We start from the raw sequence: 22,846 nt of genomic DNA, 5'->3' as shown, positions 1-22,846 counted from the left end.
ATCGTTTTACGCAATATCACAAGCCATGATGGCAATTTCTCTCTTCGGATAAAAGATTGCGCGTTTCAAGCATCCGATATGGATGAATATTTGCGCCATTCTCCATAAACCAGATATTAACCATGGCTTTTTGCTGTTTTTTATCCATTAAGACCATAATGCCTGCAAGCATCGTGGTCCGTACAAAAACCGGGTCGCGTCATTGGCGCGGGCGGAGCCGATGTTTTTTCAACACAGGCACAATGCCAGTTGAACCGCGCGAGACACCATCCGCATGAAACTCATTGAACGCTATATATTGCGCCGTGTCCTGCTGCTGTTTCTGGCAGCACTGGCATGGACGCTGGCGATCGTGTGGACGACACAGGTGCTGTCACGCATTGATCTGGTCACCGATGGCGGGCAATCGGCGCTGACTTTTTTTGAAGTTGCCGCCCTCATCATCCCCACAGTCATTCCCATCGTTGTTCCCTTTGCCGTCGCAGGCGCCGTTGCCCAGACGCTTTCGGGAATGAACGCCGATTCGGAACTGATCGTCATCAATGCGGCGGGCGCCTCCAGAATGATTGTCACCCGACCCATTCTCATTCTGGCAATTGCCGCCGCCATTTTCTGCCTTCTGATGCAGAATTTTATCGAGCCTTACGCGCGCCAGCGCAATCGTGAACTGATCGCCAATGCCCGCGCTGATTTTCTGTCACTGGTTATTCAGGAAGGCACATTTCGCAAGATCGAGGACGGGTTGTTTGTTCAGGTCGGCAAAAGACTGCCGGGAAACCAGCTTGCAGGACTGTTCGTAGCCGACAGCCGAGAAGAAGGCGTCGATCTTGTCTATTACGCCAAGACAGGGGCCGTGGTGGATATGGCCAGCACCAAGGCATTGCTGATGAATGACGGTGTTATTCAGCGAAAAGCGGTCGATGGTGATATTTCCAACATTCACTTCACCTCCTATGCCTTCGATCTTTCCGCATTCGAACCGCAGACCGGCATTGTGACGCTGATGCCCAAGGACCAGACAACCGCCTATCTCTTCAATCCGGACCGCAATGACCGGCATTATAAAAAATCGCCCAACGCATTTGCCAATGAGTTGCACAAGCGGTTTTCCGAATGGCTTTATCCCATCACATTTGCCCTGATTGCGCTTGCTGTTGCCGGTGATGCAAGATCCCACCGACAAGCGCGCATTCATCCGCTGGTGACCACCATCTGCCTGGCCCTGCTGGTGCGCTGGATGGGCTATGTGGTTGAGGGACAAAGCAAAAACTATCCAGGTTTGATTTATACCTTATATGCGGTTCCCATTTTCATGGCCGCTATCTCGGTCTGGTGCATCCAGACACAGCGCGCACTGGAACTGCCGATCGGATGGGTGGACCGGATTTCTGCCTTGCTGAACCGCATATCGCGCCTCATGACCGATTTAAGATTGCGAATTGCCAATGCACGTACGCGCAAGGGATCTGCATGATGGGCTGGACACTTGGGCGCTATTTCTTTTTCCGCTATGCAACAATTGCAGCATGGTTTTTCATCGGCATTTTCGCACTTGTCCTGCTCATTGATTTTACCGAATTAAGCAGCCGTCTTTCGCGCATACCCGATTTCACCTACTGGACGGCTGCGGCCATATCGGCCTTGCGGGTTCCCATGCTGGTTTTGCAAACAGTGCCATTTGTCGGGCTGTTTGCGGCCATGGCCACACTTGTTTCACTCAACCGTAAATATGAGCTGGTGGTGGCGCGGGCAGCCGGAATTTCTGCCTGGCAATTTCTGTTGCCTGTCTGCCTTGGGGCCTTTGTCTTTGGTGTTCTTGCTGTTGCGGTTCTCAACCCGCTGGCTGCCAAAGGGCTGGTCCAGTCACAAAATATCGAGGCTCTGCTGCGTTCGGGCAATTCCAATGAGGTCAAAAATGACACCATACCCTGGCTACGGCAAAAGACCGCTTCAGGTGACACCATCATCGGAGCGCGGGCTATTCTCGCACAAGGGCTGGAAATGTCGGACGCCACCTTCTTTCTGCTGGATGCAGAGGGAAACATCTTTGAACGCAAGGATGCGCGCCGTGCATTTCTGCGCGATGGCTACTGGGAATTGCAAGATGTTACCATACGTCCCTCCGATGGCCCGGGAACACACAAGGCAAGCGATCAGGTTTCCACCGATCTGAAACCGGAATTTGTGCAGGAAAGGCTGGCGCAGGCAGAAACCATTCCCTTTTATGACCTGCCCGGCAAGATCAGAGCCGCCCGTTCATTCGGTCTTGGGGCCAATGGATTTGCCATGCAGTTTGATTCTCTGATCGCCCTGCCCTTCCTTTTGGTGGCCATGACCCTGATTGCCGCAACCGTATCCATGCGTTTTGCCCGCATGGGACAATCGGCAACGATGATTCTGGGTGGTGTTATTGCCGGGTTTCTGCTTTATGTGATTTCAGTCCTCGTCAAAGCCTTTGGCGTGGCGGGCATCGTGCCAACAATTGTTGCAGCATGGTTTCCAGTTGTGGTCGCCATGTTTTTTGGGGTAACATTTCTTTTGTACAAGGAAGATGGCTAGTGAGGGGGCGGTTTTGAACAGCGGGCGGCTTTTCCGATTGTCGCTCCTTTGCGGCGTGAGCGGGCTTGCATGCCTGCTTGCCAGCAGCTTTGCCGGCACACCTGCTCTTGCGCAGAATTTGAGCGATCTTGCCCAGCGTGTGCCATCCGATGCACAGATGCTGCTCGAATCAGATACCCTTGTTTATGACAATGACAGGCAGACCGTTACGGCAATTGGCGGCGTGCAGATCGACTATGCCGGCAACCGGCTGGTGGCCGAGCGTGTCGAATATGACCGCAAGACACAGCGTCTTGTCGCCAGCGGCAAGGTCGAGATCGTTGAAAGCAGCGGCACCAGGATCAGTTCCGAACATATCGACATCACCGACGACTTTGCCGATGGCTTTGTCAATGCGCTGCATGTCGAGACCGTGGACAAGACCTATTTTGCTGCGGAAAGCGCCGAGCGCATGGGTGGAATGCTCACCACCTTCCACAATGGTGTCTATACGGCGTGTGAGCCTTGCGAGGACAAGCCGGACAAACCGGCTATCTGGCGTATCAAATCGCAGTCGATCATCTGGAACAGCCAGAAGAAAACGATTCGCTTCCAGAACTCGAATTTCGAGTTTTTCGGCATGCCGATTGCCTATCTGCCTGCATTCGAGATTGCCGACCCGACTGTAAAGCGCAAAAGCGGCTTTTTGTTTCCATCGCTTTCGTACAAGTCACGGCTCGGCGTGGGCGCCAGCATCCCCTATTATTTTGCCCTCTCGCCCACCTATGATCTGACGGTCAAGGGCAATTACTATTCCAAACAGGGCTTTTTGGGTGAAGCCGAATGGCGTCAGCGCTTCAATAATGGCGAATATAATCTGAAAATTGCCGGGATCCATCAGCAAAACCCCGATGCTTTCAAGATTGATACCGAAAACCGCGGTGAAAACGACGACAATAAATTCCGCGGCATGATGGGAACGCAAGGCAGGTTTGCGATCAATTCACGTTGGGATTTCGGCTGGGACGTTTTACTGCAAACCGACAAGAATTTTTCAAGAACCTATGATATCGAAGGTTTTGACGATTATGTGCACCGCTCAGAGGTCTATCTGACCGGCCTGAACGACAGGAACTATTTTGACCTGCGCGGCATGAAGTTCCAGATTCAGGAAGATATTCTCAAGAGTGACGGCAGCGGGCGTGACGAAAAACAGCCCTGGGTGCTGCCTTCCTTTGACTATGCCTATATTCCCGACGCGTCTCTGGCCGGTGGTCAACTGTCCTTCAATGTGAATGCACGCGCCATCAGCCGTGATCGCTTGCATGAAATTCCCGGTAATGAGCGTATTCTTGGCATCAGTGGCGAAAGCGGACGCCTGACTGCAGAAGCTGAATGGAAGCGCTCCTTCATCACCGATGGCGGCATGGTGTTGACACCGCTGCTCGCCTTCCAGGCTGACGCCAATTATCTTGATGCGTCTTCCGGGTCGCTCGATGCCATCAACCAAATGGCATCAAGCGACGACATGCGCTCGTCCTTCTTCCGCTCCATGGCCACACTTGGCCTTGAATGGCGCTGGCCGATCCTGTTTTCCGCCACAGCATCCTCACATGTGCTGGAGCCAGTCGCGCAATTGTTCATGCGCCCGAACGAGGATTATGTTGGCGGTCTTGCCGTGCCCAATGAGGACGCGCAAAGTTTTGTCTTTGATGCCTCAACCCTGTTTGAGCGTGACAAATTCTCCGGCTATGATCGCATTGAAGGTGGGACACGTGCCAATATCGGCATGCGTTATGTCGCCAGTTTCGATAATGGCTGGTCGGCCAATGCACTGTTTGGCCAATCCTATCATCTGGGCGGTGAAAACTCCTTTGCGGCTCCCGATCTGGTCAATGTCGGCGCCAATTCCGGCCTTGAAAGTGACCGCTCCGATTATGTCGGCATGGTTGGTTTCAGTGCGCCCAATGGCATTTCAGCCTCGCTCAGCGGCCGGTTTGATGAAGAAAATTTCAACGTTCGCCGCACCGAAGCCAAGCTCGGCTATTCGGATGAGGTTGTTTCCCTGTCGGCGCGTTATGCATTTATCGAAAAACAACCCGATTATGGTTTTACACAAGACCGCCACGAAGCCTCGTTTGGCGCCTCAACGCAACTTGCCGATAACTGGCGGATTTTTGGCTCCGGCACTTATGATCTGGAAGAAAAACTGCTGGTCAAGAACGGTATCGGCTTTGGCTATGCCGATGAATGTTTCACCTTTCTGATGACCTATTCCCAATCGCGCGACCGTGTCGACCGGGAAGTTTCCCAGACCGTCGGGTTCAACATCACCTTCCGCACGCTTGGTGATTTCGGCTCTTCCAGCGCCAGTCTTGTTCAGTAAACTGGCATTCGACACGGTTTTGCCGCATAAACGGGACAAAAGCGCTAGTCATAGCCGAATCGCAATTGTGTCATAATGTGAGTTTGAAAGCAGGATGCCTGGAATGCGGAAATACCTCCTGTCTGCAAGCCTTGCTCTTTTCGTCGGTGTGACCGCGATTGGAGCGGCAAGCATATCCACACCGGCGCAGGCGCAGACCAGTGAGATCCGGTATGTCGTCAACAATATACCGATCACCTCGGCTGACATAAAACACCGCAATGCCTTCTTCCGGCTTCAACGGCGCAAGGGCGATGCCGCCAATGAAATGATCGAGCAGACCTTGCGGTTGGCCGAAGCACAAAGACTGGGCATTCGCATTACGGAAAAGCAGGTAAACGACGCCTATGCCCGGTTTGCCTCCAGCAACAAGATGCCGATTGCTCAACTTGACGCTGCCATGAGCCAGTCAGGTGTCACCAAACAGCATTTCAAGGATTTTATTCGCTCGCAACTGGCCTGGAATCAGGCGCTGGGCGCACGCCATCAGGCCGAACAGGCAGGAAGCGGGCTGACCAGCCAGCAGGAAGCGGTGCGCAACATGCTCAAAAAAGGCGGCAGCAAGCCTTCGGCCACCGAATATATGCTTCAGCAGGTAATTTTCGTAATTCCTGCCGCCGAGCGCAAATCAACGCTTGCCAAACGCAAGCGTGAGGCTGAGGCCCTGCGCAGCCGCTTCAGTGGTTGCGCCAATACGCAGCAATTCACCAAGGGTCTGCTGGATGTGACCGTTCGTGATCTGGGCCGTATTCTTGCCCCGCAATTGCCGCCCGACTGGGCCGAGCAGATCAAGAAAACCAAGGCCGGTGGCGCCACAACCATACGCGAAACAGAGCGTGGCGTTGAATTTATCGGCGTATGCAGTGCCCGCGAAGTTTCCGATGATCGCGTGGCCGAACTGGTGTTGCAAAGCGAAAATGCCAGTGCAGGCGCCGATGAGCTTGGCAAAAAATATATGGAAGAGCTGAAGAAAAGAGCAAAGATCATTCAGCGCTGATATGCACACTAATTGCCCTTCCCTTGCCGTCAGCATTGGCGATCCTTCAGGGATCGGGCCAGAAATTGCACTGGCAGCCTGGCTGCAGCGCAATAATGAAGCTGTTACGCCTTTCTACCTGCTTGCCGATCTAGACCTGATGGCGACACGCGCGCGCCTGCTTGGCTGGAATGTTCCCCTCATCGAAACAACGCCTGCGCAGGCAGAAGAGCATTTTTCGCACTACCTGCCGATTGTTTGCCTGAAAAATTCGCTAAAAGACACGCCTGGCCACCCTGACAGCGCAAATGCCCCCGGTATTATCGAGGCCATTAACAAGGCCGTTGCTGATTGCTTTTCAGGGGCGGCTGCGGCCATGGTTACCTGCCCGATCGCCAAAAAGCCGCTTTATGATGCAGGCTTTGCTTTTCCCGGCCATACTGAATATCTGGCTCATCTGGCAGAGCAGAAGGCTGGCAAGCCAATCACACCAGTCATGATGCTGGCCGGGCCACAATTGCGCACAGTACCAGTGACCATCCATATTCCTCTTGCCAATGTGATCACAACCCTCACCACCGATTTGATTGTAAAAACCGCACGCATCACCGCACAAGACCTGAAGAGCCGCTTTGGTCTTGCCAATCCCAGACTTGCCATTTCCGGGCTAAATCCTCACGCTGGTGAAGATGGCGCCATGGGCAGCGAAGACCAGCAGGTGATTGCGCCGGCTGTTGCCATTCTGAAGGCGGAAGGTATTGAGGCTTTTGGCCCCTTACCGGCCGATACGATGTTTCATGCCAGTGCGCGTGCAAATTATGATGTGGCGCTGTGCATGTATCATGATCAGGCACTTATTCCGGCCAAGGCGCTGGCCTTTGATGAGGCGGTCAATGTAACGCTTGGCCTGCCCTTCATCCGCACATCACCCGACCATGGCACCGCCTTTGACATTGCAGGAAAAGGCGTGGCCCGGCCCGACAGCTTTATTGCAGCTTTGAAAATAGCCCACCGGCAGGCTGAAACTGGAAAAGCAAAAATCTCATGAATTTCGATGGCTTACCTCCTTTACGTGAAGTCATTGAACACTATGGGTTGCAGGCAAAAAAAGCGCTCGGTCAGAATTTTCTTCTCGACCTTAATCTGACCGGAAAGATTGCGCGCACTGCCGGTGATCTGTCGCAGGCAATTGTCATCGAGGTTGGTCCCGGGCCGGGTGGTCTGACGCGGGCCTTGCTTTCCCATGGTGCCAAAAAAGTCATTGCCATTGAAAAAGACGAGCGCTGTCTTGCGGCTCTGGATGCAATTTCACAACATTATCCGGGTCGGCTGGAAGTTATTGCAGGCGACGCACTGAAAACGGATTTTTCGCAGCTTGCTCCCGCAGGCTCGCTGGTCAGGATCGTTGCCAATCTGCCCTATAATGTGGGAACGGAACTGCTTGTGCGCTGGCTGACGGTCAAGGACTGGCCGCCTTTCTATCAATCCATGACCCTCATGTTTCAGCGTGAGGTGGCACAGCGCATCGTCGCAGAACCCGGCAGCAATGCCTATGGGCGGCTGGGCGTTCTGGCCGGGTGGCGCACACAGGCGCAGATTGCTTTTGACCTGCCACCACAAGCGTTTACCCCGCCGCCGAAAGTCACCTCATCCGTGGTGCATCTGGTGCCACGCACAGAGCCGCTTCATGCCGATGTCAACAGGCTTGGCAGGCTGACAGAAGCAGCCTTCGGCCAGCGCCGCAAAATGCTGCGCCAGAGCCTCAAGGCGCTGGGCGGCGAGGCATTGCTGGAAAAAGCAGGTATCGACCCGACACGACGGGCCGAAACCTTGAGTGTGGGGGAATTTATTCGTCTCGCCAATGCCATATGATCAACTCAGACCGGTTCATTCAAAAGTTCTGATACAAAATCAAACAATCCCGGTCGCCGATCACGGCGCAGGCGCTCGGCTGTAACGATCGACACCACTTGCGAAAACACCCGGTCAAGGTCATCATTGACGACCACAAAATCATATTCCGTCCAATGCTCGATCTCGTCACGCGCATTATTCAGCCGGGTTTCAATAACGGCTTCCTGATCCTCGGCACGGCGCTTCAGGCGCTCCTTCAACTCTGCCATGGAGGGCGGCAGGATAAAGATGGAGACAATGTCACCACGCATTTTCTCACGCAATTGCTGCGCACCCTGCCAGTCAATATCAAACAGCATGTCGCGCCCTTCGGCCATGGCGCGCTCGGCAGGTCCACGCGGCGTGGCATAATAATTGCCATGCACTTCTGCCCATTCCAGCAATTCATCATTGTCGCGCAGCATTTCAAACTCGCGCAGGGAATGGAAATGATAATGCCGCCCGTCGATCTCGCTGCCACGACGCGGGCGCGTCGTCACGCTGACCGACATTTCAAACTGATTGTCACTTTCTAAAAGATTGCGCGCAATGGTCGATTTTCCGGCACCTGACGGTGAGGACAAAGCAAGCATCAGCCCGCGGCGGCGAATGGGAAAACCGGCTTTTTTTGACGGCATCTGCTACTCCAGATTTTGAACCTGCTCGCGAAACTGATCGACCGCAGCCTTCAGTTCAAGCCCGATGGCAGTTATTGCGGCAGCATTCGATTTTGAGCATAAGGTGTTTGATTCGCGATTGAATTCCTGCGCAAGAAAATCGAGCTTGCGCCCCGTTGCTCCGCCAGTTGCCAACAGGCTGCGAGCTGAAGCCACATGGGTTTTCAAACGGTCAATTTCTTCCCGGATATCGGCTTTTGTCGCAAGAAAAGCAGCTTCCTGATAAAGGCGGGCCTCATCAAGTTCCTGTGTCGTATCGAGCAACAGTCTGACCTGTTCGGCAAGACGTGCGCGAATGGCTGCAATCTCACGTGAGGGATCTGCCTCAGCCTGTAACGTCAACGCCTCGATACGCTCAATATGCCCGATCAACAGCATCTGAAGCGCCTGCCCTTCTGCCTGGCGGGCCTGTTCAAGCCCGGCAAGCGCCTCTTCAAGCACCTGCCCGATCACCGCATCAAGGTCTGCACGGGTCTGTGGTGTGTCGATCGTTTCAGGCGTTTCCAGCACCCCACGCAGTGCCAGCAGGCCATCGGCGCTGGGGGCTGCAATGCCAAACTGCTCCTGAAGGCGCATGGCAAGCCCGGCAATATCCTTCAAAAAGGCTTCATTGACCACCGGTTGAGGCGTGGTCCCGGCCGGGCGGGAAATGGTCAGATTTGCCTGAAAGCTGCCCCGCGTAAAACGCTTCTGGATCAAGGGACGAATCGATGGCTCCAGTCTTTCAAAGCCTGGCGGCAAGCGCAGCCTGACCTCGGATGTTTTGCCATTTACCGATTTGAGCTCCCACGCAATGGCATAACCGTCATGGTCAACTGCCGCGCGCGAAAATCCGGTCATGCTTTGCAGCTTCATGTCATTTTCTTTCTCAGCCCGATCTGGAAAACAGTTTTTGAGTGTCCGGGCTGACCTGGCCAGTCTATGGATCTGAAGGCGTTTCTGGCGCAGCTTCTGGCGCGGCCACAGCAGGCTCTTTTTCTGCCTTTGCAGCTTCTGCCGCCTGTTTGCGCTGCCATGCCCGATAGCGGGCGACATTTTCATTATGCTCCTTCAGCGTCGTTGCAAAGGCGTGTCCGCCCGTGCCGTCAGCCACGAAATACAGGTCTTCCGTACGCGAAGGATTGGCAACCGCCTCAAGGGCTGCCCGGCCCGGATTTGCAATCGGCCCCGGCGGCAGGCCATTGATTGTATAGGTGTTGTAGGGCGTCGCCTTTTCAATATCCGACTGATAGATCGGGCGATCGGCTGGCTTGCCCTCGCCGCCGAACAGGCCATAAATGATGGTCGGGTCCGATTGCAGGCGCATTCCCTTGCGCAGCCGGTTCAAAAACACACCGGCAATGCGTGAACGCTCATCGCCGCGTGATGTTTCCTTCTCAACGATCGAGGCAAGTGTCACAAACTCGTTTTCATCAGCCAGAGGCAGATCTGAGACGCGCCGCTTCCAGATTTCTTCAACAAGCGCTTTCTGGGCAGCCGTGAGCTTGGCAATCATCTGCTGGCGGGTCGCGCCGCGGGTAAAGCGCAGCGTATCTGTTGCAATGCTGCCCTCCGGCGGCAATTCCGCAGGCATCTCCCCTTCCAGCGCCTCATGGCTGGCGATGCGCTGAAAAGCCTGATGAACGGTCAGCCCTTCGGGGATCGTCACTGCATAGGTAACTGACTTGCCGCTTTTAAGCAGGTCCATAATGTCACGCATCGAGGCATGAGGCTTGATTTCATATTCACCGGCCTTGAGCGCCTGATCATTCTTATAGGCGCGCACCCCCAACCGGAAGATGCGGGCATCGCTGATCAGCCCGCGGCGCTCAAGCTGCTCGGCAATCTGTGCCACTCCCGTATTGGGTTTGACGAGGAATGTATCGCCAGCAGCAGAAGGACCGGCCTCAATAAAGGTCTTTTTGCCAAAATAAACAGCAAGCCCGGCGCCAATCATCACCATCAGCACAAGCGAGATCATGAAATTGAGAAAAACAATGATCTGGCTACGGGATTTGCGTGAGCGTCTGGCTGGAGGCGGCGTACCTTTTTCCGGCCGCAAGGCTTCATTTGCGGTTTTTGGAACGATCGGCCCGCCCTGTGGTCTGGCATCCTGGCCAAATTCGTTGTTTTCGGAAGTGGTGTTCATAGCGCCCCGGTCTGAAGTCATATGATTCCTCTCCGACACAGTAGGAGCGAATATGGCAAAATTCGCGATATTCGACAGTGCTGGGTGCCTGGAGCATTTCCTGTTTTCACGAAAACAAGAAATCTCCTAACCGCTCATCAGCCATTAAAACGCTGGAAAATCAATGAAGCGTTGGTGCCGCCAAAGCCGAAAGAGTTGGACAGCGCCACATCGATCTGGCGTTTACGCGGCGTGTTGGGCACCAGATCAATAGGTGTTTCGCGTTCAGGATTATCCAGATTGATCGTTGCCGGTGCGATATTGTCGCGAATGGCAAGAACAGAAAAAATGGCTTCCGCAGCTCCTGCCGCGCCCAGCAGATGGCCGATCGATGACTTTGTGGAGGACATGGAAACTTTTGATGCAGCCTCCCCGAGCAGACGCTCGACCGCGCCAAGCTCAATCGTATCAGCCATGGTCGAGGTACCGTGTGCATTGATATAGTCAATGTCAGCGGGCGCAAGATTGGCACGCTTGAGTGCCGCTTTCATGCAGCGAAGCGCACCATCACCATCCTCGGTGGGGGCTGTAATGTGATAGGCGTCACCCGTCAGGCCATAGCCGGTGATTTCTGCATAAATATGGGCGCCACGTGCTTTGGCATGTTCCAGCTCTTCCAAGACGATAACGCCAGCCCCTTCCCCCATGACGAAACCATCGCGATCGCGATCATAAGGGCGCGAGGCCTTTTCAGGCGTGTCGTTGCGTGTGGTTGAAAGCGCACGGCAGGCAGCAAAACCAGCAAGCGAAAGCCGCGTTATCGGGGCTTCTGCACCACCTGCCAGCATCACATCGGCATCCCCCAGCATGATCAGCCTTGCCGCATCACCAATAGCGTGCGCGCCGGTTGAACATGCGGTTGCAACAGCATGATTTGGACCTTTAAGGCCATAACGGATGGAGACCTGGCCGGAAATCAGATTGATGATCTGGCCGGGAATGAAAAAGGGACTGATACGGCGCGGTCCGCGCTCGTTTAACAGGAGGGCATTTTCAGCAATGCCATCAACACCACCAATACCAGAGCCGATCATCACGCCCGTGGCGCAACGCTCGTCTTCTGTTTTTGGCATATAACCTGAATCTTCAAGCGCCTCATCGGCAGCAGCAATCCCGTAAAGGATGAAATCGCCGATCTTGCGCAATTCCTTGGTTTCAAGAACCGATTCCGGATTAAAGCTTCCGTTGGTTCCGTCGCCACGGGGAATGATGTGGGCAATCTTTGACGCAAGATCGTCCACTTCAAATTCAGTCACACGGCGCGCTGCACTACGACCGGACAGAAGCTGTTTCCATCCATGCTCGTAACCCATACCGAAGGGTGAAAGCAGGCCAAGACCTGTAACGACAACGCGCCGCATGTCTAAAAATCAGTATCCGCCTGAAAGATCAGGCAGAGGCCTTGTCGATGAACTTGACGGCATCGCCGACAGTCAGAATTGTCTCGGCAGCGTCGTCAGGAATTTCCACGCTGAACTCTTCTTCAAAGGCCATCACGAGTTCGACCGTGTCGAGGCTGTCAGCGCCCAGATCGTCGATAAAGCTGGCCTGCTCGGTCACCTTGTCGGCGTCGACGCCGAGATGCTCGATAACGATCTTCTTAACGCGCTCTGCGGTGTCACTCATTTGGGCATCCTCGTCTTCAGTTTGCTTGGTCTTCGTTAGCGGTCGTTGTGCCGCTAATCAAGTTGAAAAGATAGTCCTGTCGGAAACGCTGCAAAATACAGGATCTTCGACAAATCTCATAAGATTGGGGGTCGCATTACATGATGTTGCGCCCATATCCAAGGCAAAAAGCCTGCTGTCCTCAGGAGTTCCCCCTTCAGATCATCGCCATGCCACCATTCACATGAATGGTCTGGCCTGTAATATAGGATGCCTCATCCGAAGCAAGATAGACAACAGCAGCCGCAATTTCATCGCCCGTCCCCATGCGCCGGGCCGGAATGGCCGACATGATGGCATCCTTTTGCTTGTCATTGAGCTTATCGGTCATTGCTGATTCGATAAAGCCGGGGGCAACGCAATTGACCGTAATATTGCGGGTGGCGATTTCCTGCGCCAGAGACTTGGAAAAGCCGATAAGACCCGCCTTTGAAGCACAATAATTGGCTTGTCCTGGATTGCCGGTAACGCCCACAACCGAACTGATATTGATGATGCGGCCATGGCGACGGCGCATCATCGGATGTGTCAATTCGCGGGTCAGCCGGAAAACAGCCGACAGATTGACGTTGATAACCTCATCCCAGTCTGCATCGCTCATGCGCACAAACAATCCGTCGCGGGTGATCCCGGCATTGTTGATTAAAATATCCACGCCTTCCAGCTCGGATTCGGCTTTCTGGCCAAGCGCCTTGACCTCGGCTGCATCGCCCAGATTGGCCGGAAACAGTTTGACCCTGTCACCCAGTTCTGTCGCCAGCGTCTCCAGTTTTTCAACGCGCGTACCGTGCAGGCCAACCACAGCGCCCTGCTTGTGCAAAAGGCGGGCAATCGCCTCGCCAATGCCGCCGGTAGCCCCCGTGACCAATGCCTTGCGACCCGTCAGATCAAACATTCATGTCTCCTTCGACGCTGCCCAACAGCCTGTCCAACCCTATTTACAAAGCGGCAAGCGCTGCATCCACATCGGCTGGTGTTCCAATGGAACTGACAGCGATATCGCGATTTATACGCCGTGCAAGCCCGCAAAGCACCTTTCCAGCGCCAATTTCATACAATGAGGTGATGCCGTTGGCCCCAAACCATTCGACAGTCTCGCGCCAGCGCACCTGACCCGTCACCTGTTCAACCAGACGCTGCGCAATCAGATCAGGATCGCTCGTCGGCTCCACCGAGACGTTTGACACGACAGGAACAGAGGGAACATGGCGCTGCACATCCGCCAGCGCCTCACGCATGATTTCAGCCGCCGGAGCCATCAGCGCGCTATGAAAAGGGGCCGAGACCTGCAACATCAAGGCGCGTTTTGCCCCTTTTTCCGTACACAATGCAGCGGCGCGCTCAATTGCTGCCTTGCTGCCTGAAATAACAAGCTGGCCGCCGCCATTATCATTGGCGATCTGGCAGACTTCTTCGCCTTGCACGGCTTCCAGACAGGCCGATTCGACATCCTGTTGCGCCAGCCCGATAATGGCCGCCATTGCGCCTTCACCGGGCGCCACGGCCGCCTGCATGGCATTGCCGCGAATGCGCAACAGCCGTGCAGCATCCCCGACAGACACAAAACCTGCCGCTGCCAGCGCCGAATATTCGCCCAGCGAATGACCGGCCACATAGGCCACCTTGTCTTTCAGTAAAAACCCGCGCGATTCCAGGGCGCGCATCGCAGCCAGCGAGACCGCCATCAGCGCCGGTTGCGCATTGGCCGTCAATATCAGTTTGTCGTCTGGCCCTTCAAAAATCAGCGTGGAAAGCTTTTCGCCCAGCGCCTCATCGACTTCCTCAAACACCTGACGCGCCTGTGGAAAGGCTTGCGCCAGGTCTTTGCCCATGCCCGCAGATTGACTGCCCTGCCCCGGAAAGGTGAATGCGATGGTCATAATCGGCCCCGATCTTGAACTTTCGCCTTGCGTGTCGCGCATTGTGGTCAGCCAAGTCAAGCCCGCCTGACAGCTACGACCTTATTACAGCGATTTAGACAAAGATCACAAATCGTTAAAGCGCAACATCATTGTTTCGCGCCTTTTCCCTAATTTCATCCCACCCCATACTCTACATGACATATTTATGACAGTTGCGTGACAGGTGACCACGCAAAGGGGAAGTAAATTTGGGCAACAGCAAAACCAGTTTGGGCAATCAATCCTTGCAAGACATTGAAACCGCTTGTGTGAATAAGCGTCAGACATTTGACGCCGCCTTGCGCCATGCGGGCCTGACAGTGCTGGCCTCAGCCATGCTGGTCTTTGCCATTGAATGGGTTTTTCGTGGAGACCTTGGCAGTACGGTTGCCTTTTTCATGCAGACCAACAAGCCCGGCTGGACGACAATTTTAGTGTTTGCACTGGTGTTATACGGGCTTGATGCGATTGCCGGGCGCAACTGGCTGGGGATGCTGATTGTTGCCCCTGTAACGCTGGCCCTTGCCTTTATTGGCTACCAAAAATCGCTTTATCTCGGCGACCCGCTGTTTCCGACCGATATTCTTTTTGCCCGCCAGATTTTTGAACTTCTGCCGCTTCTCATCGGCGAGCGCCCATGGGCTGGCATGGCTCTGGCAATAGCGCCGGTTCTGGCAATGGCAGCCCTGTTTTATATTTGGCGCTTCATTCGCCTTCATGTGCCGCGCATAGGCTATAAAGGGCGCATCATCCGCCTGATCCTTGTCCTGCCAATGCTGGCCTTCTTTGCCTCACTCATGGATTACGGGACATTTTCCTGGACCCGCGACCGGCTTCAAATTATTCCGATGATGTGGGATCAAAAGGAAAACTACGCCTCAAATGGCTTTACGCTGGCCTTTGCGCTCAATGTGCCGATGGCCCATGTTTCCGCACCAAACGGCTATTCAGCCAAAGCAATCGAATCCATCGCAAGGCCGGAAGTAAACACAGCCCTGCCCGATGATTATCCCGACATCATCATGGTGATGAGCGAATCATTTTGGGATGCGGGCAAGCTGCCGGGGATCACCATCACCCCTGATCCGATTTCTTCCACACGAAGATTGCAATCGGGTGAAGTGTTTTCGCCTGAATTCGGTGGCATGACTGCAAATGTCGAGTTTGAAGCGCTGACCGGCTTTTCCAATGCTTTTTTGCCTGCAGGCAGCATTCCCTATCAGCAATATATCAGAAAACCACTTCCGTCCCTGGCGTCATTTCTGGGCTCGCAAGGCTATCAGACGCTGGCCCTTCACCCCGGCACGGACTGGTTCTGGAACCGCAACAACGCCTATAAAGCGCTCGGCTTTGACGAGTTTCGCTTTGACAAGACCATGGCGCACACGCAAAAACGCGGGAAACTGGTTTCCGATACGGCAATGACCGACGAAATCATCAGCACCGCTGACATTGCAAAAAATCCATTATTTTTATTTGCCGTCAGCCTGCAAAATCACGGGCCTTACGAGGCCAACCGCTATGGCGATGCCGCCTTTGACGTTCAGGCACATAATCATAACGCAATCAGCGACCGGGCACGTGCCTCACTGGCCAGCTATGCGCAAGGAGCAGCCGATGCGGATCACGAATTGCAACGCCTGATTGACTGGGCGCAAAAGCGTGAACGGCCAACCATCATTGCGTTTTTTGGCGACCATCTGCCGCCGCTGGGGCCAACCTATGTTGAGACAGGTTTTTTAAAAACCAATGTCGCCCCCCGCAAGGACACACCACAAAACATGCTCCAGAACCGCTCCACACCGCTGGTAATCTGGTCGAACCGTTCTGGCAGTGCCGATGATATGGACGCGCTCAGTCCGGCCTTTCTGCCGCTGCATGTGCTCAAGCTGGCCGGGATCAGTCACCCCTATTACACCGGCTTTCTTGGCGATCTTTACCGGCATTATCATGTCGTGGAGCGCTCGCTGCTGCTTTCCGACACACAGGAAGCGACAACAGACTGGGCGCAGGCCAAACACATTGCCCCCCCGATCCGCAATTTTCATCATCTTCAATATGACATGATGTTTGGCAAGCAATATGCTGCGCCCGTCTTCTTTCCAGAGACAGTGGGCGACAGGATCGCTTCTGCAAATTAGGCAAAGCTGCAAGGAATAACAGGCGCAAGACTTGACATTACGGGCACAACGAGTATGTGTCGCCCCAAGTTTCCGCTTCCGGGCGCCGCCCCGTATCGTTGCGGCATAACCCCAGGATAATAAACGGACGAGCATCATGGCAAAAGCCGCGAATATCAAGATCAAGCTTCTTTCGACCGCCGACACCGGTTTCTTTTATGTGACCAGCAAGAACAGCCGCACCAAGACGGACAAGCTGTCCTTCCGCAAATATGATCCGGTTGTGAAGAAGCATGTCGAATTCAAGGAAACGAAGATCAAGTAATTTTTTTTACTTTCTTCAGACATTTAAAATGCCGCCTTTTAGGCGGCATTTTTGTTTTACGCGGCCATGCCCACAACCTTGTTGCGGCCGCTTTTCTTGGCTTCATAAAGCGCCATGTCGGCCCGCTTCAACAATGATTTTGCATCATCACCAGGCCCGCAAATGGAAGAGATTCCGATGCTGGTAGTCAGTTTGACCTCGCACCCTTGCCTGCCGATCAGAAATGGCGTCTGAGCCGTTTCCATTCTGATCCGCTCCGCCACTTTCTCCGCCACATGGCCTTCGGTATCGGGCATGATCACCACAAATTCCTCGCCACCGAAACGGCAGATCAGATCAATGGCGCGGATATTCTGACGCAGACGATGTGCAAATTCGCGTAACACATCATCTCCCCCGTCATGGCCGAATTCATCATTGATTGATTTGAACCGGTCAAGATCGATCATCATCATGGACAAGGGGCGCTGGCGCGCTGCTGCGCGCTCAAACAGCGTTTGCAGATGATTGTCCAGATAGCGCCGGTTATGCAGCCCGGTCAGCGCATCTGTGATTGCCATTTCAACCGATTGAGAAACGCTGGCGCGCAGATAATCATTGTAACGCTTGCGGCGGATTTGCGTAACAATCCGTGCTGTCAACTCGCTCGGCTCAATCGGCCGGACCAGAAAGTCATTCACGCCAAGCTCAAGCGCACGCAATGTTTGTGGGTCGTCTTCCTGCTCGGCAAGCAAAATGATCGGCAAGAAGCGTGTGCGGTCCAGAGAGCGCAATTGTGAACAAAGCCGCAGCGGATCGACATCAGGCAGTCTGGCTGAGACGATCACACATTCATATCCATCCTTGGCAGCTTTGAACAAACCCGTATTCGGATCTGTCACCAGATCAGGCTCGATGCCAGCTTTCAAATTGGTGCGGATCTTGTTTAAAACCGTCTCATCCGTATCAATCAGCAGAATTTTTGCAGGCGCCTGCACATGACCATGGCCCAAGAAATCTTCAAGATTGATATTGGCGGCAGTGGCCGTGCGAAGCCTCAACTCATCCGTGAGCATTTTCAGGCGCACAAGACTTTTAACCCGGGTCATGAGTTGCAAATCATTGACTGGCTTGGTGAGAAAATCATCCGCACCTGCTTCCAGCCCGCGAATGCGGTCTTCCACCTCGCCCAATGCCGTAATCATGATGACCGGCAGATGGGCGGTGGCCGGGTCGCGTTTGAGTCGGCGACACACCTCAAACCCGTCCATTTGGGGCATCATGACATCAAGCAAGACCACATCAACCTTGCTTGTTTCGCAAATCTCCAGAGCTTCTGCGCCTGATGAAGCCGTTACCACTTCAAAATATTCGGCCAAAAGGCGGGCCTCAAGCAAACGCACATTTGCCGGAATGTCATCAACAACGAGAATGCGCGCAGTCATGCATCCCCCAGATAAGATTTTATGGTCTCGATAAAGCGCGGTACAGAAATCGGCTTGGAAATATAGGCCTCACATCCACCTTGACGGATGCGCTCCTCATCCCCCTTCATGGCAAAAGCGGTCACAGCAATCACCGGTATGGTGTGAAGCTCATCGTCCTGCTTCAGCCATTTGGTGACTTCCAGACCAGAAACTTCCGGCAGTTGAATATCCATAAGGATCAGGTCGGGTCTATGTGTGCGGGCAAGGTCCAGCGCTTCCAGACCATTGCGTGTGCGCACGGTCTCATATCCGCTGGCCTCGATAAGGTCGCGAAAGAGCTTCATATTCAGCTCATTGTCTTCGACGATCATTACTTTTTTCGGCATTGACTTCCCGCCTCGCCATTCAGCCCGAACGAGGCTGATCCCTTTGATCCAGCCCCACCCATTCAGCCTGCCTGAAGCACGATGATTTTGTCTTGAAACACCATCATGCTCCAGATTTTGCTTATACAGCCTAGCGCAAGATCATTGATGAAACGGAAATCTGTCGGCGCAAATTGCATATGATTGGAGTTGCTGTTGACTGGCATCTTACAAAACTTGCCGTATAGCACAATTGACATACCCTGCGGCTATGATTCGACCATATATGAAGATGGACAATAAAGGGCCTGCAGTGAAAAGTGGTAAGATAGAGCGCGAACAGGCGCAGGCGCTGGCTATCGAAGCCCTTGGCTTCATCGCAACCGACCCCGAACTTTTGCCACGTTTCCTTGCCATCACCGGCATTGAAGCCAGTTCTATTCGCCACGCTGCCCGTGAACCCGGTTTTCTGGCCGGCGTTCTACAGTTTGTTCTGGCGCATGAACCCACCCTGATCCGCTTTTGCGAAGCGTCAGACATTCCTCCCGCAGCCGTTGGGCAAAGCTTGCGCCATCTGCCGTCAGGCGACACCTTTTATGAAAGTTCAATATGAGTATAGACCCCGAAACCCTTCGTCAGATCGAGACATTGTCTGCTGACGACAGACCGCTGCTTATTCTGGACGTGGATGATGTTTTGCTGGAATTCATCCGGCCATTTCCACAATTTCTGAAACAGCGGGGTCTGCATCTGACCATGGCCTCATTCCGGTTGACGGGCAATATTGCCGAGGTCACCACGGGTCGGCTGGTGGAGCAGCCTGAGGTTACCGCCCTGCTCGATGATTTCTTTACCGACCAGGCCGACTGGCAAAGCATCACCGATGGCGCGCCCGAAGCACTGGCCAGCTTTGAAGATCGCGCCGAGATTGTTTTGTTGACAGCCATGCCGCACAGGCACCGCCAAACCCGGCGCGCCCATCTTGAGGCGCTTGGCCTGCCCTATCCGTTGCTCACCACTGAAATGGCAAAAGGCCCGGCTGTCGCCCGGCTACGCGGCCCCGGCAAGCGGCCGGTTGCCTTTGTCGATGACCAGCCGCCAAATCTGATCTCGGCGCGCGAGGCGGTCGAGGACGCCAGCCTGTTTCACCTGATGGCGGATAACAGCCTGCGTGAATTTTTACCGCCCTTGCCAACCGATATTATCGAAGTGGAAAACTGGCATGACGCCACACCCAAAATTGCCAAAGCGCTCGGTTTTTAAAACATGCCGCCTGAAGATGGAAACCAGCTTTAAAGCGTGTCGCAATCTTTCAGATCTACGCGACCCGCTTTAAGCCTTTGTTTTTACGCAATTCCGGACGCAAAACCGCTTCACACTTTTACTGGAATTGCTCCAGCGGGTGTTGCGCATAAAACTCCAGCACCCGCTGCTTGAATGTCTTGTCGCCAACGCTGAGCATATGGTCCCGGCCTTCAATGGCAAAAGCGGTTGCATTGGGCATCAAGTCCGCCAGTTCTTCCGGCGCCCCGCCAATATCGTCCTTGGTGCCAACCGCCACCAATGTCGGCTGGATAATGCGCGATATGTCTTCTTGCGTCAGGTTCTGGCGTGACGTGGAGATGCAGACAGCCAGCGCCCGCCGATCACTGCGGGTCTGATCGGCAAAGGTCCGAAAACTGCGCCCGCGCCTATCGGTAATGGTAGCCGGATCATCGGCCAGCAAGGCGGATGCAATCGGGTCCCAGTCGCCAACACCATCAACCATGCCAATACCCAGCCCGCCAAACACCAGCGTGGCAACTTTTTGCGGATCTGAAAGCGCCAGAAAAGCCGAAATACGCGCACCCATCGAATATCCCATGACATGGGCTTTGGCGATGCCCAGATGATCCAGCAGGGCGACAGCATCCCTGGCCATCACCGAAGGTGTATAATCAGCCTCTTCATAGCTCTTGGCCGAACTCCCATGACCGCGATTGTCTAGCGCAATGACCCGATAGCCTGCATCATTGAGGGTCTTGAACCAGCCCGGCGACACCCAGTTCACATAATGGCTGGAAGCAAATCCGTGAATCAGCAGAACCGGATCCCCCTTGCCCTGCACCGGCTGCCGGTCCAGAAAAGCCAGATCAAACCCCTGATGCGTAAAAAACTGCATGTTGCTTTCCACTCTGTTTTGCTGTCACCGACCGCTTATCTGGGGATGGGTGATTTGATCGCCAACCGCCACGCCAGTTTTTTTAGCTGTTCCTGCCTTCAGTTCAAGCACATAGCGGACCGCTTCAGGCGGGGCAATCGGAGCCAGCGAATAGGGCTCCCCGGCAAGGATTGAAACAAGGCGCCCGTCTTCGCTGATAAACAGCAGGTCAAGCGGCATAGGCGTATTTTTCATCCAGAACGCCACGTCCTGTGTTTTTTCATAGATAAACAGCATTCCCCGCTCATCAGGCATGGAGTGCCGATACATCAATCCGGCAGATCGCTCAGCCGCATTCTTGGCAATTTCAATCGTAAAGCTGCGTGGTCCTGATTGTGTCGAAATCACCAGTGGTGAAGGATCAACCGGCAACAGCATCGGTTGCGGGGTGGCAGTCTGATCGGCCTCGGCAAACCCCGGCGCCGGAGCCATAGTGGTAAACAGTGCAAACGCAGCCAGCGCCGCCACCAATTTCAGCCAGCCCGATTTCATATATATTTTGCCTCAATGGTTCTCAGCGCTAGATGTAGAGCCTCATCTGCCTAGCAGACAAGACAGTCCATGAACGCCAGGTCATGATTGTTTTCAATGGGAGACAGGCAATGTTCCCATATCGGGGTGGATTTCAGCAGCCATCAGGCCCTTTTCCCCACGCCCGAAACGCACCAGAACCACCTGGCCCGGCCGCAATTCCGCCACGCCAAAGCGACGCAGCGTTTCCATATGGATAAAAATATCTTCCGTGCCTTCGCCACGCGAGAGAAAGCCGAAACCCTTGGTTCTGTTGAACCATTTGACCAAGGCACGCTCAAGACCGCTTTCAGCCACAACCGTGACATGGGTGCGCTCGGCAGGCAGTTCTGTAGGATGAACAGCCGTTGACATATCCATCGACAGCACTTTGAAAGCCTGCAAGCCACGCTCGCCTTGTTTCACCAGGCAGGCTACCCGTGCGCCTTCCTGTGCAGTTTGGAAACCATCGCGCCGCAGACAGGTGACATGCAAAAGAATATCGCCAAGCTGTGTTTCATCGGGCAGAATAAATCCATACCCCTTGGCCACATCAAACCACTTGATCGCCCCTGACACCTCTGTCAGATCAAGGCTTTCCTCCTGTTCGTCGCCTAAAGGCTGTTCCTTGTCGGACAATCTATCCCTTTGACCTGAACGCTGTCCCATGAGAGAGGCCTTTTCGCCCATAGAACGCCCCCTATCATTTGCACATGAGTGATTCTTCAACTTGAAGGATAACATTGCCGCTTCACAGTTGCGCAAGAGGCGAGTTGCCTTTTGCACGTGTCAATTGAATGCAGCATCCGCCTTATGCGCCTGTATCACAGTTGCCGTCTCAATCACGCGGCCCTATGTTGCAGCCCCAATCAGGAGTTTTTTTAATGCGCTATCTGCACACCATGATCCGCATCACCGATGTTGACGCTTCACTTGAGTTCTTCTGCACCAAGCTGGGAATGAAGGAAGTGCGGCGTATCGAAAATGAAAAGGGACGCTTTACCCTGATTTTTCTTGCTGCCAGTCACGATGAAAATCAGGGACGCAATGAAAGCGCCCCCTTGCTTGAACTGACCTATAACTGGGATCCCGAGCCCTATCCCGGCGGACGCAATTTCGGCCATCTGGCCTATGAGGTTGATGATATTTACCAGACTTGTCAGGACCTTATGGACAAGGGTGTAACCATCAACCGGCCGCCGCGCGATGGCTATATGGCCTTTATCAAATCTCCCGACGGGATTTCCATTGAGCTGTTGCAAAAAGGTGCTGCCAGGGAAGAGGCCGAACCATGGGCTTCCATGCCCAATTCCGGTAGCTGGTAAGAAAAAAGCCGCCCTGACCCTAGGTTGTGGTGACGATTTAAGGTTTTGGGATTCCCATCCGGTTGCAAATCAGATTCAACGCTGATTTTGGGAGATCGGCGATGGACTGTGACGCACTTCGGGACGACCAGTGGGAACGGATCAAGAGCTTGGTGCCGGGCGGCACCAAAGGCAAACGCGGCCCGCGCACCGACAATCGCAAGTTCCTCGACGCACTGTTGTGGATGGCTCGATCTGGTGGGCGTTGGCGCGACCTGCCGGAGCGACTGGGCAATTATCACTCGGTGAAGCGACGCTACTATCGCTGGATCGAGATGGGCGTACTGGACGACATGCTAGAAACGCTGGCCCGC

Annotated in this window: 25 protein-coding genes; 12 read left to right on the top strand and 13 right to left on the bottom strand. The window is 54.2% G+C overall.

The window, feature by feature from the left end; genetic code table 11:
* Window positions 1-16: 16 nt before the first annotated feature.
* A complete protein-coding gene (locus tag ACFPLB_RS00125) occupies window positions 17-172 on the bottom strand; it encodes a hypothetical protein (RefSeq protein WP_378227237.1) in 156 nt (51 codons plus the stop codon).
* Between the two features lie 102 nt (window positions 173-274).
* On the opposite strand from ACFPLB_RS00125, the gene lptF reads away from it, so the two are divergent.
* From lptF to rsmA, 6 genes are all read left to right on the top strand, one after another.
* Window positions 275-1,474 (top strand): LPS export ABC transporter permease LptF, encoded by a 1,200-nt coding sequence (gene lptF, locus ACFPLB_RS00120; protein WP_378227236.1) that lies wholly within the window; start codon window positions 275-277, stop codon window positions 1,472-1,474.
* On the top strand, window positions 1,471-2,559 hold the full coding sequence (gene lptG, locus ACFPLB_RS00115) for an LPS export ABC transporter permease LptG (protein WP_378227235.1): 1,089 nt from the start codon (window positions 1,471-1,473) through the stop codon (window positions 2,557-2,559). The genes lptF and lptG overlap by 4 nt, the downstream gene beginning before the upstream one ends.
* Window positions 2,552-4,924 (top strand): LPS-assembly protein LptD, encoded by a 2,373-nt coding sequence (locus ACFPLB_RS00110; RefSeq protein WP_378227234.1) that lies wholly within the window; start codon window positions 2,552-2,554, stop codon window positions 4,922-4,924. The genes lptG and ACFPLB_RS00110 overlap by 8 nt, the downstream gene beginning before the upstream one ends.
* A gap of 94 nt (window positions 4,925-5,018) precedes the next feature.
* Entirely contained in the window at window positions 5,019-5,960 is a 942-nt protein-coding gene (locus ACFPLB_RS00105; protein WP_378227233.1) for a SurA N-terminal domain-containing protein, read from the top strand.
* A gap of 1 nt (window position 5,961) precedes the next feature.
* On the top strand, window positions 5,962-6,987 hold the full coding sequence (pdxA, locus tag ACFPLB_RS00100) for a 4-hydroxythreonine-4-phosphate dehydrogenase PdxA (RefSeq protein ID WP_378227232.1): 1,026 nt from the start codon (window positions 5,962-5,964) through the stop codon (window positions 6,985-6,987).
* Window positions 6,984-7,811, top strand: a complete 828-nt coding sequence (rsmA, locus tag ACFPLB_RS00095) for a 16S rRNA (adenine(1518)-N(6)/adenine(1519)-N(6))-dimethyltransferase RsmA (RefSeq protein WP_378227231.1) — start codon at window positions 6,984-6,986, stop codon at window positions 7,809-7,811. Before pdxA ends, rsmA begins: the two co-directional genes overlap by 4 nt.
* Window positions 7,812-7,816: 5 nt before the next feature.
* On the opposite strand, the gene gmk is transcribed toward rsmA, so the two are convergent.
* The 7 genes from gmk to fabD all read right to left on the bottom strand — a co-directional run bounded on the left by gmk (window position 7,817) and on the right by fabD (window position 14,221).
* Window positions 7,817-8,470, bottom strand: coding sequence for a guanylate kinase (gmk, locus tag ACFPLB_RS00090; RefSeq protein ID WP_378227230.1), 654 nt, complete (start codon window positions 8,468-8,470; stop codon window positions 7,817-7,819).
* A gap of 3 nt (window positions 8,471-8,473) precedes the next feature.
* Window positions 8,474-9,364 carry a YicC/YloC family endoribonuclease gene (locus ACFPLB_RS00085; RefSeq protein WP_378227229.1) on the bottom strand — a complete coding sequence of 297 codons (891 nt, stop codon included), beginning with the start codon at window positions 9,362-9,364 and terminating at the stop codon, window positions 8,474-8,476.
* 64 nt (window positions 9,365-9,428) lie between these two features.
* Window positions 9,429-10,637: an endolytic transglycosylase MltG gene (gene mltG, locus ACFPLB_RS00080; protein WP_378227252.1), complete on the bottom strand. Its 1,209-nt coding sequence runs from the start codon at window positions 10,635-10,637 to the stop codon at window positions 9,429-9,431.
* A gap of 137 nt (window positions 10,638-10,774) precedes the next feature.
* On the bottom strand, window positions 10,775-12,037 hold the full coding sequence (gene fabF / locus ACFPLB_RS00075; RefSeq protein ID WP_378227228.1) for a beta-ketoacyl-ACP synthase II: 1,263 nt from the start codon (window positions 12,035-12,037) through the stop codon (window positions 10,775-10,777).
* Window positions 12,038-12,065: 28 nt separating this feature from the next.
* Window positions 12,066-12,302, bottom strand: a complete 237-nt coding sequence (locus tag ACFPLB_RS00070) for an acyl carrier protein (protein ID WP_378227227.1) — start codon at window positions 12,300-12,302, stop codon at window positions 12,066-12,068.
* A 196-nt stretch (window positions 12,303-12,498) separates the two neighbouring features.
* Window positions 12,499-13,236, bottom strand: a complete 738-nt coding sequence (gene fabG / locus ACFPLB_RS00065) for a 3-oxoacyl-[acyl-carrier-protein] reductase (RefSeq protein ID WP_378227226.1) — start codon at window positions 13,234-13,236, stop codon at window positions 12,499-12,501.
* Between the two features lie 43 nt (window positions 13,237-13,279).
* Window positions 13,280-14,221, bottom strand: a complete 942-nt coding sequence (fabD, locus tag ACFPLB_RS00060; RefSeq protein WP_378227225.1) for an ACP S-malonyltransferase — start codon at window positions 14,219-14,221, stop codon at window positions 13,280-13,282.
* Window positions 14,222-14,577: 356 nt separating this feature from the next.
* Between fabD and ACFPLB_RS00055 the strand changes: the two genes are divergently transcribed.
* Window positions 14,578-16,383: an LTA synthase family protein gene (locus tag ACFPLB_RS00055; protein WP_378227251.1), complete on the top strand. Its 1,806-nt coding sequence runs from the start codon at window positions 14,578-14,580 to the stop codon at window positions 16,381-16,383.
* Between the two features lie 136 nt (window positions 16,384-16,519).
* Entirely contained in the window at window positions 16,520-16,687 is a 168-nt protein-coding gene (gene rpmG / locus ACFPLB_RS00050) for a 50S ribosomal protein L33 (protein WP_035033210.1), read from the top strand.
* A 56-nt stretch (window positions 16,688-16,743) separates the two neighbouring features.
* Here rpmG and ACFPLB_RS00045 read toward each other — a convergent pair whose 3' ends face one another.
* A complete protein-coding gene (locus tag ACFPLB_RS00045; protein WP_378227224.1) occupies window positions 16,744-18,111 on the bottom strand; it encodes a PleD family two-component system response regulator in 1,368 nt (455 codons plus the stop codon).
* A complete protein-coding gene (locus ACFPLB_RS00040) occupies window positions 18,108-18,464 on the bottom strand; it encodes a response regulator (protein ID WP_378227250.1) in 357 nt (118 codons plus the stop codon). The genes ACFPLB_RS00045 and ACFPLB_RS00040 overlap by 4 nt, the downstream gene beginning before the upstream one ends.
* A 307-nt stretch (window positions 18,465-18,771) precedes the next feature.
* Here ACFPLB_RS00040 and ACFPLB_RS00035 point away from each other — a divergent pair, with 307 nt between their 5' ends.
* Both ACFPLB_RS00035 and ACFPLB_RS00030 read left to right on the top strand, forming a co-directional pair.
* Window positions 18,772-19,071, top strand: coding sequence for a DUF3572 domain-containing protein (locus tag ACFPLB_RS00035; protein ID WP_378227223.1), 300 nt, complete (start codon window positions 18,772-18,774; stop codon window positions 19,069-19,071).
* Entirely contained in the window at window positions 19,068-19,721 is a 654-nt protein-coding gene (locus ACFPLB_RS00030) for a hypothetical protein (RefSeq protein WP_378227222.1), read from the top strand. The genes ACFPLB_RS00035 and ACFPLB_RS00030 overlap by 4 nt, the downstream gene beginning before the upstream one ends.
* 118 nt (window positions 19,722-19,839) lie before the next feature.
* On the opposite strand, the gene ACFPLB_RS00025 is transcribed toward ACFPLB_RS00030, so the two are convergent.
* From ACFPLB_RS00025 to ACFPLB_RS00015, 3 genes are all read right to left on the bottom strand, one after another.
* Window positions 19,840-20,619, bottom strand: a complete 780-nt coding sequence (locus tag ACFPLB_RS00025) for an alpha/beta fold hydrolase (protein WP_378227221.1) — start codon at window positions 20,617-20,619, stop codon at window positions 19,840-19,842.
* 24 nt (window positions 20,620-20,643) lie between these two features.
* The gene (locus ACFPLB_RS00020; RefSeq protein ID WP_378227220.1) at window positions 20,644-21,150 is read right to left on the bottom strand and encodes a DUF192 domain-containing protein; all 507 of its coding nucleotides are present in this window, start codon (window positions 21,148-21,150) and stop codon (window positions 20,644-20,646) included.
* A gap of 93 nt (window positions 21,151-21,243) precedes the next feature.
* A complete protein-coding gene (locus tag ACFPLB_RS00015; RefSeq protein ID WP_378227219.1) occupies window positions 21,244-21,858 on the bottom strand; it encodes a cold-shock protein in 615 nt (204 codons plus the stop codon).
* 194 nt (window positions 21,859-22,052) lie between these two features.
* Between ACFPLB_RS00015 and ACFPLB_RS00010 the strand changes: the two genes are divergently transcribed.
* Window positions 22,053-22,493, top strand: a complete 441-nt coding sequence (locus ACFPLB_RS00010; protein ID WP_378227218.1) for a VOC family protein — start codon at window positions 22,053-22,055, stop codon at window positions 22,491-22,493.
* A gap of 101 nt (window positions 22,494-22,594) precedes the next feature.
* Window positions 22,595-22,846: transposase (locus ACFPLB_RS00005; RefSeq protein WP_378227216.1), on the top strand; the 252-nt coding region annotated here is incomplete at its 3' end.

Source organism: Aquamicrobium segne (assembly GCF_042656785.1).
Taxonomy (GTDB): domain Bacteria; phylum Pseudomonadota; class Alphaproteobacteria; order Rhizobiales; family Rhizobiaceae; genus Mesorhizobium; species Mesorhizobium segne.
The sequence above is the reverse complement of the archived record's forward strand: the minus strand, read 5'-3'. Positions and strand labels throughout refer to the sequence as shown.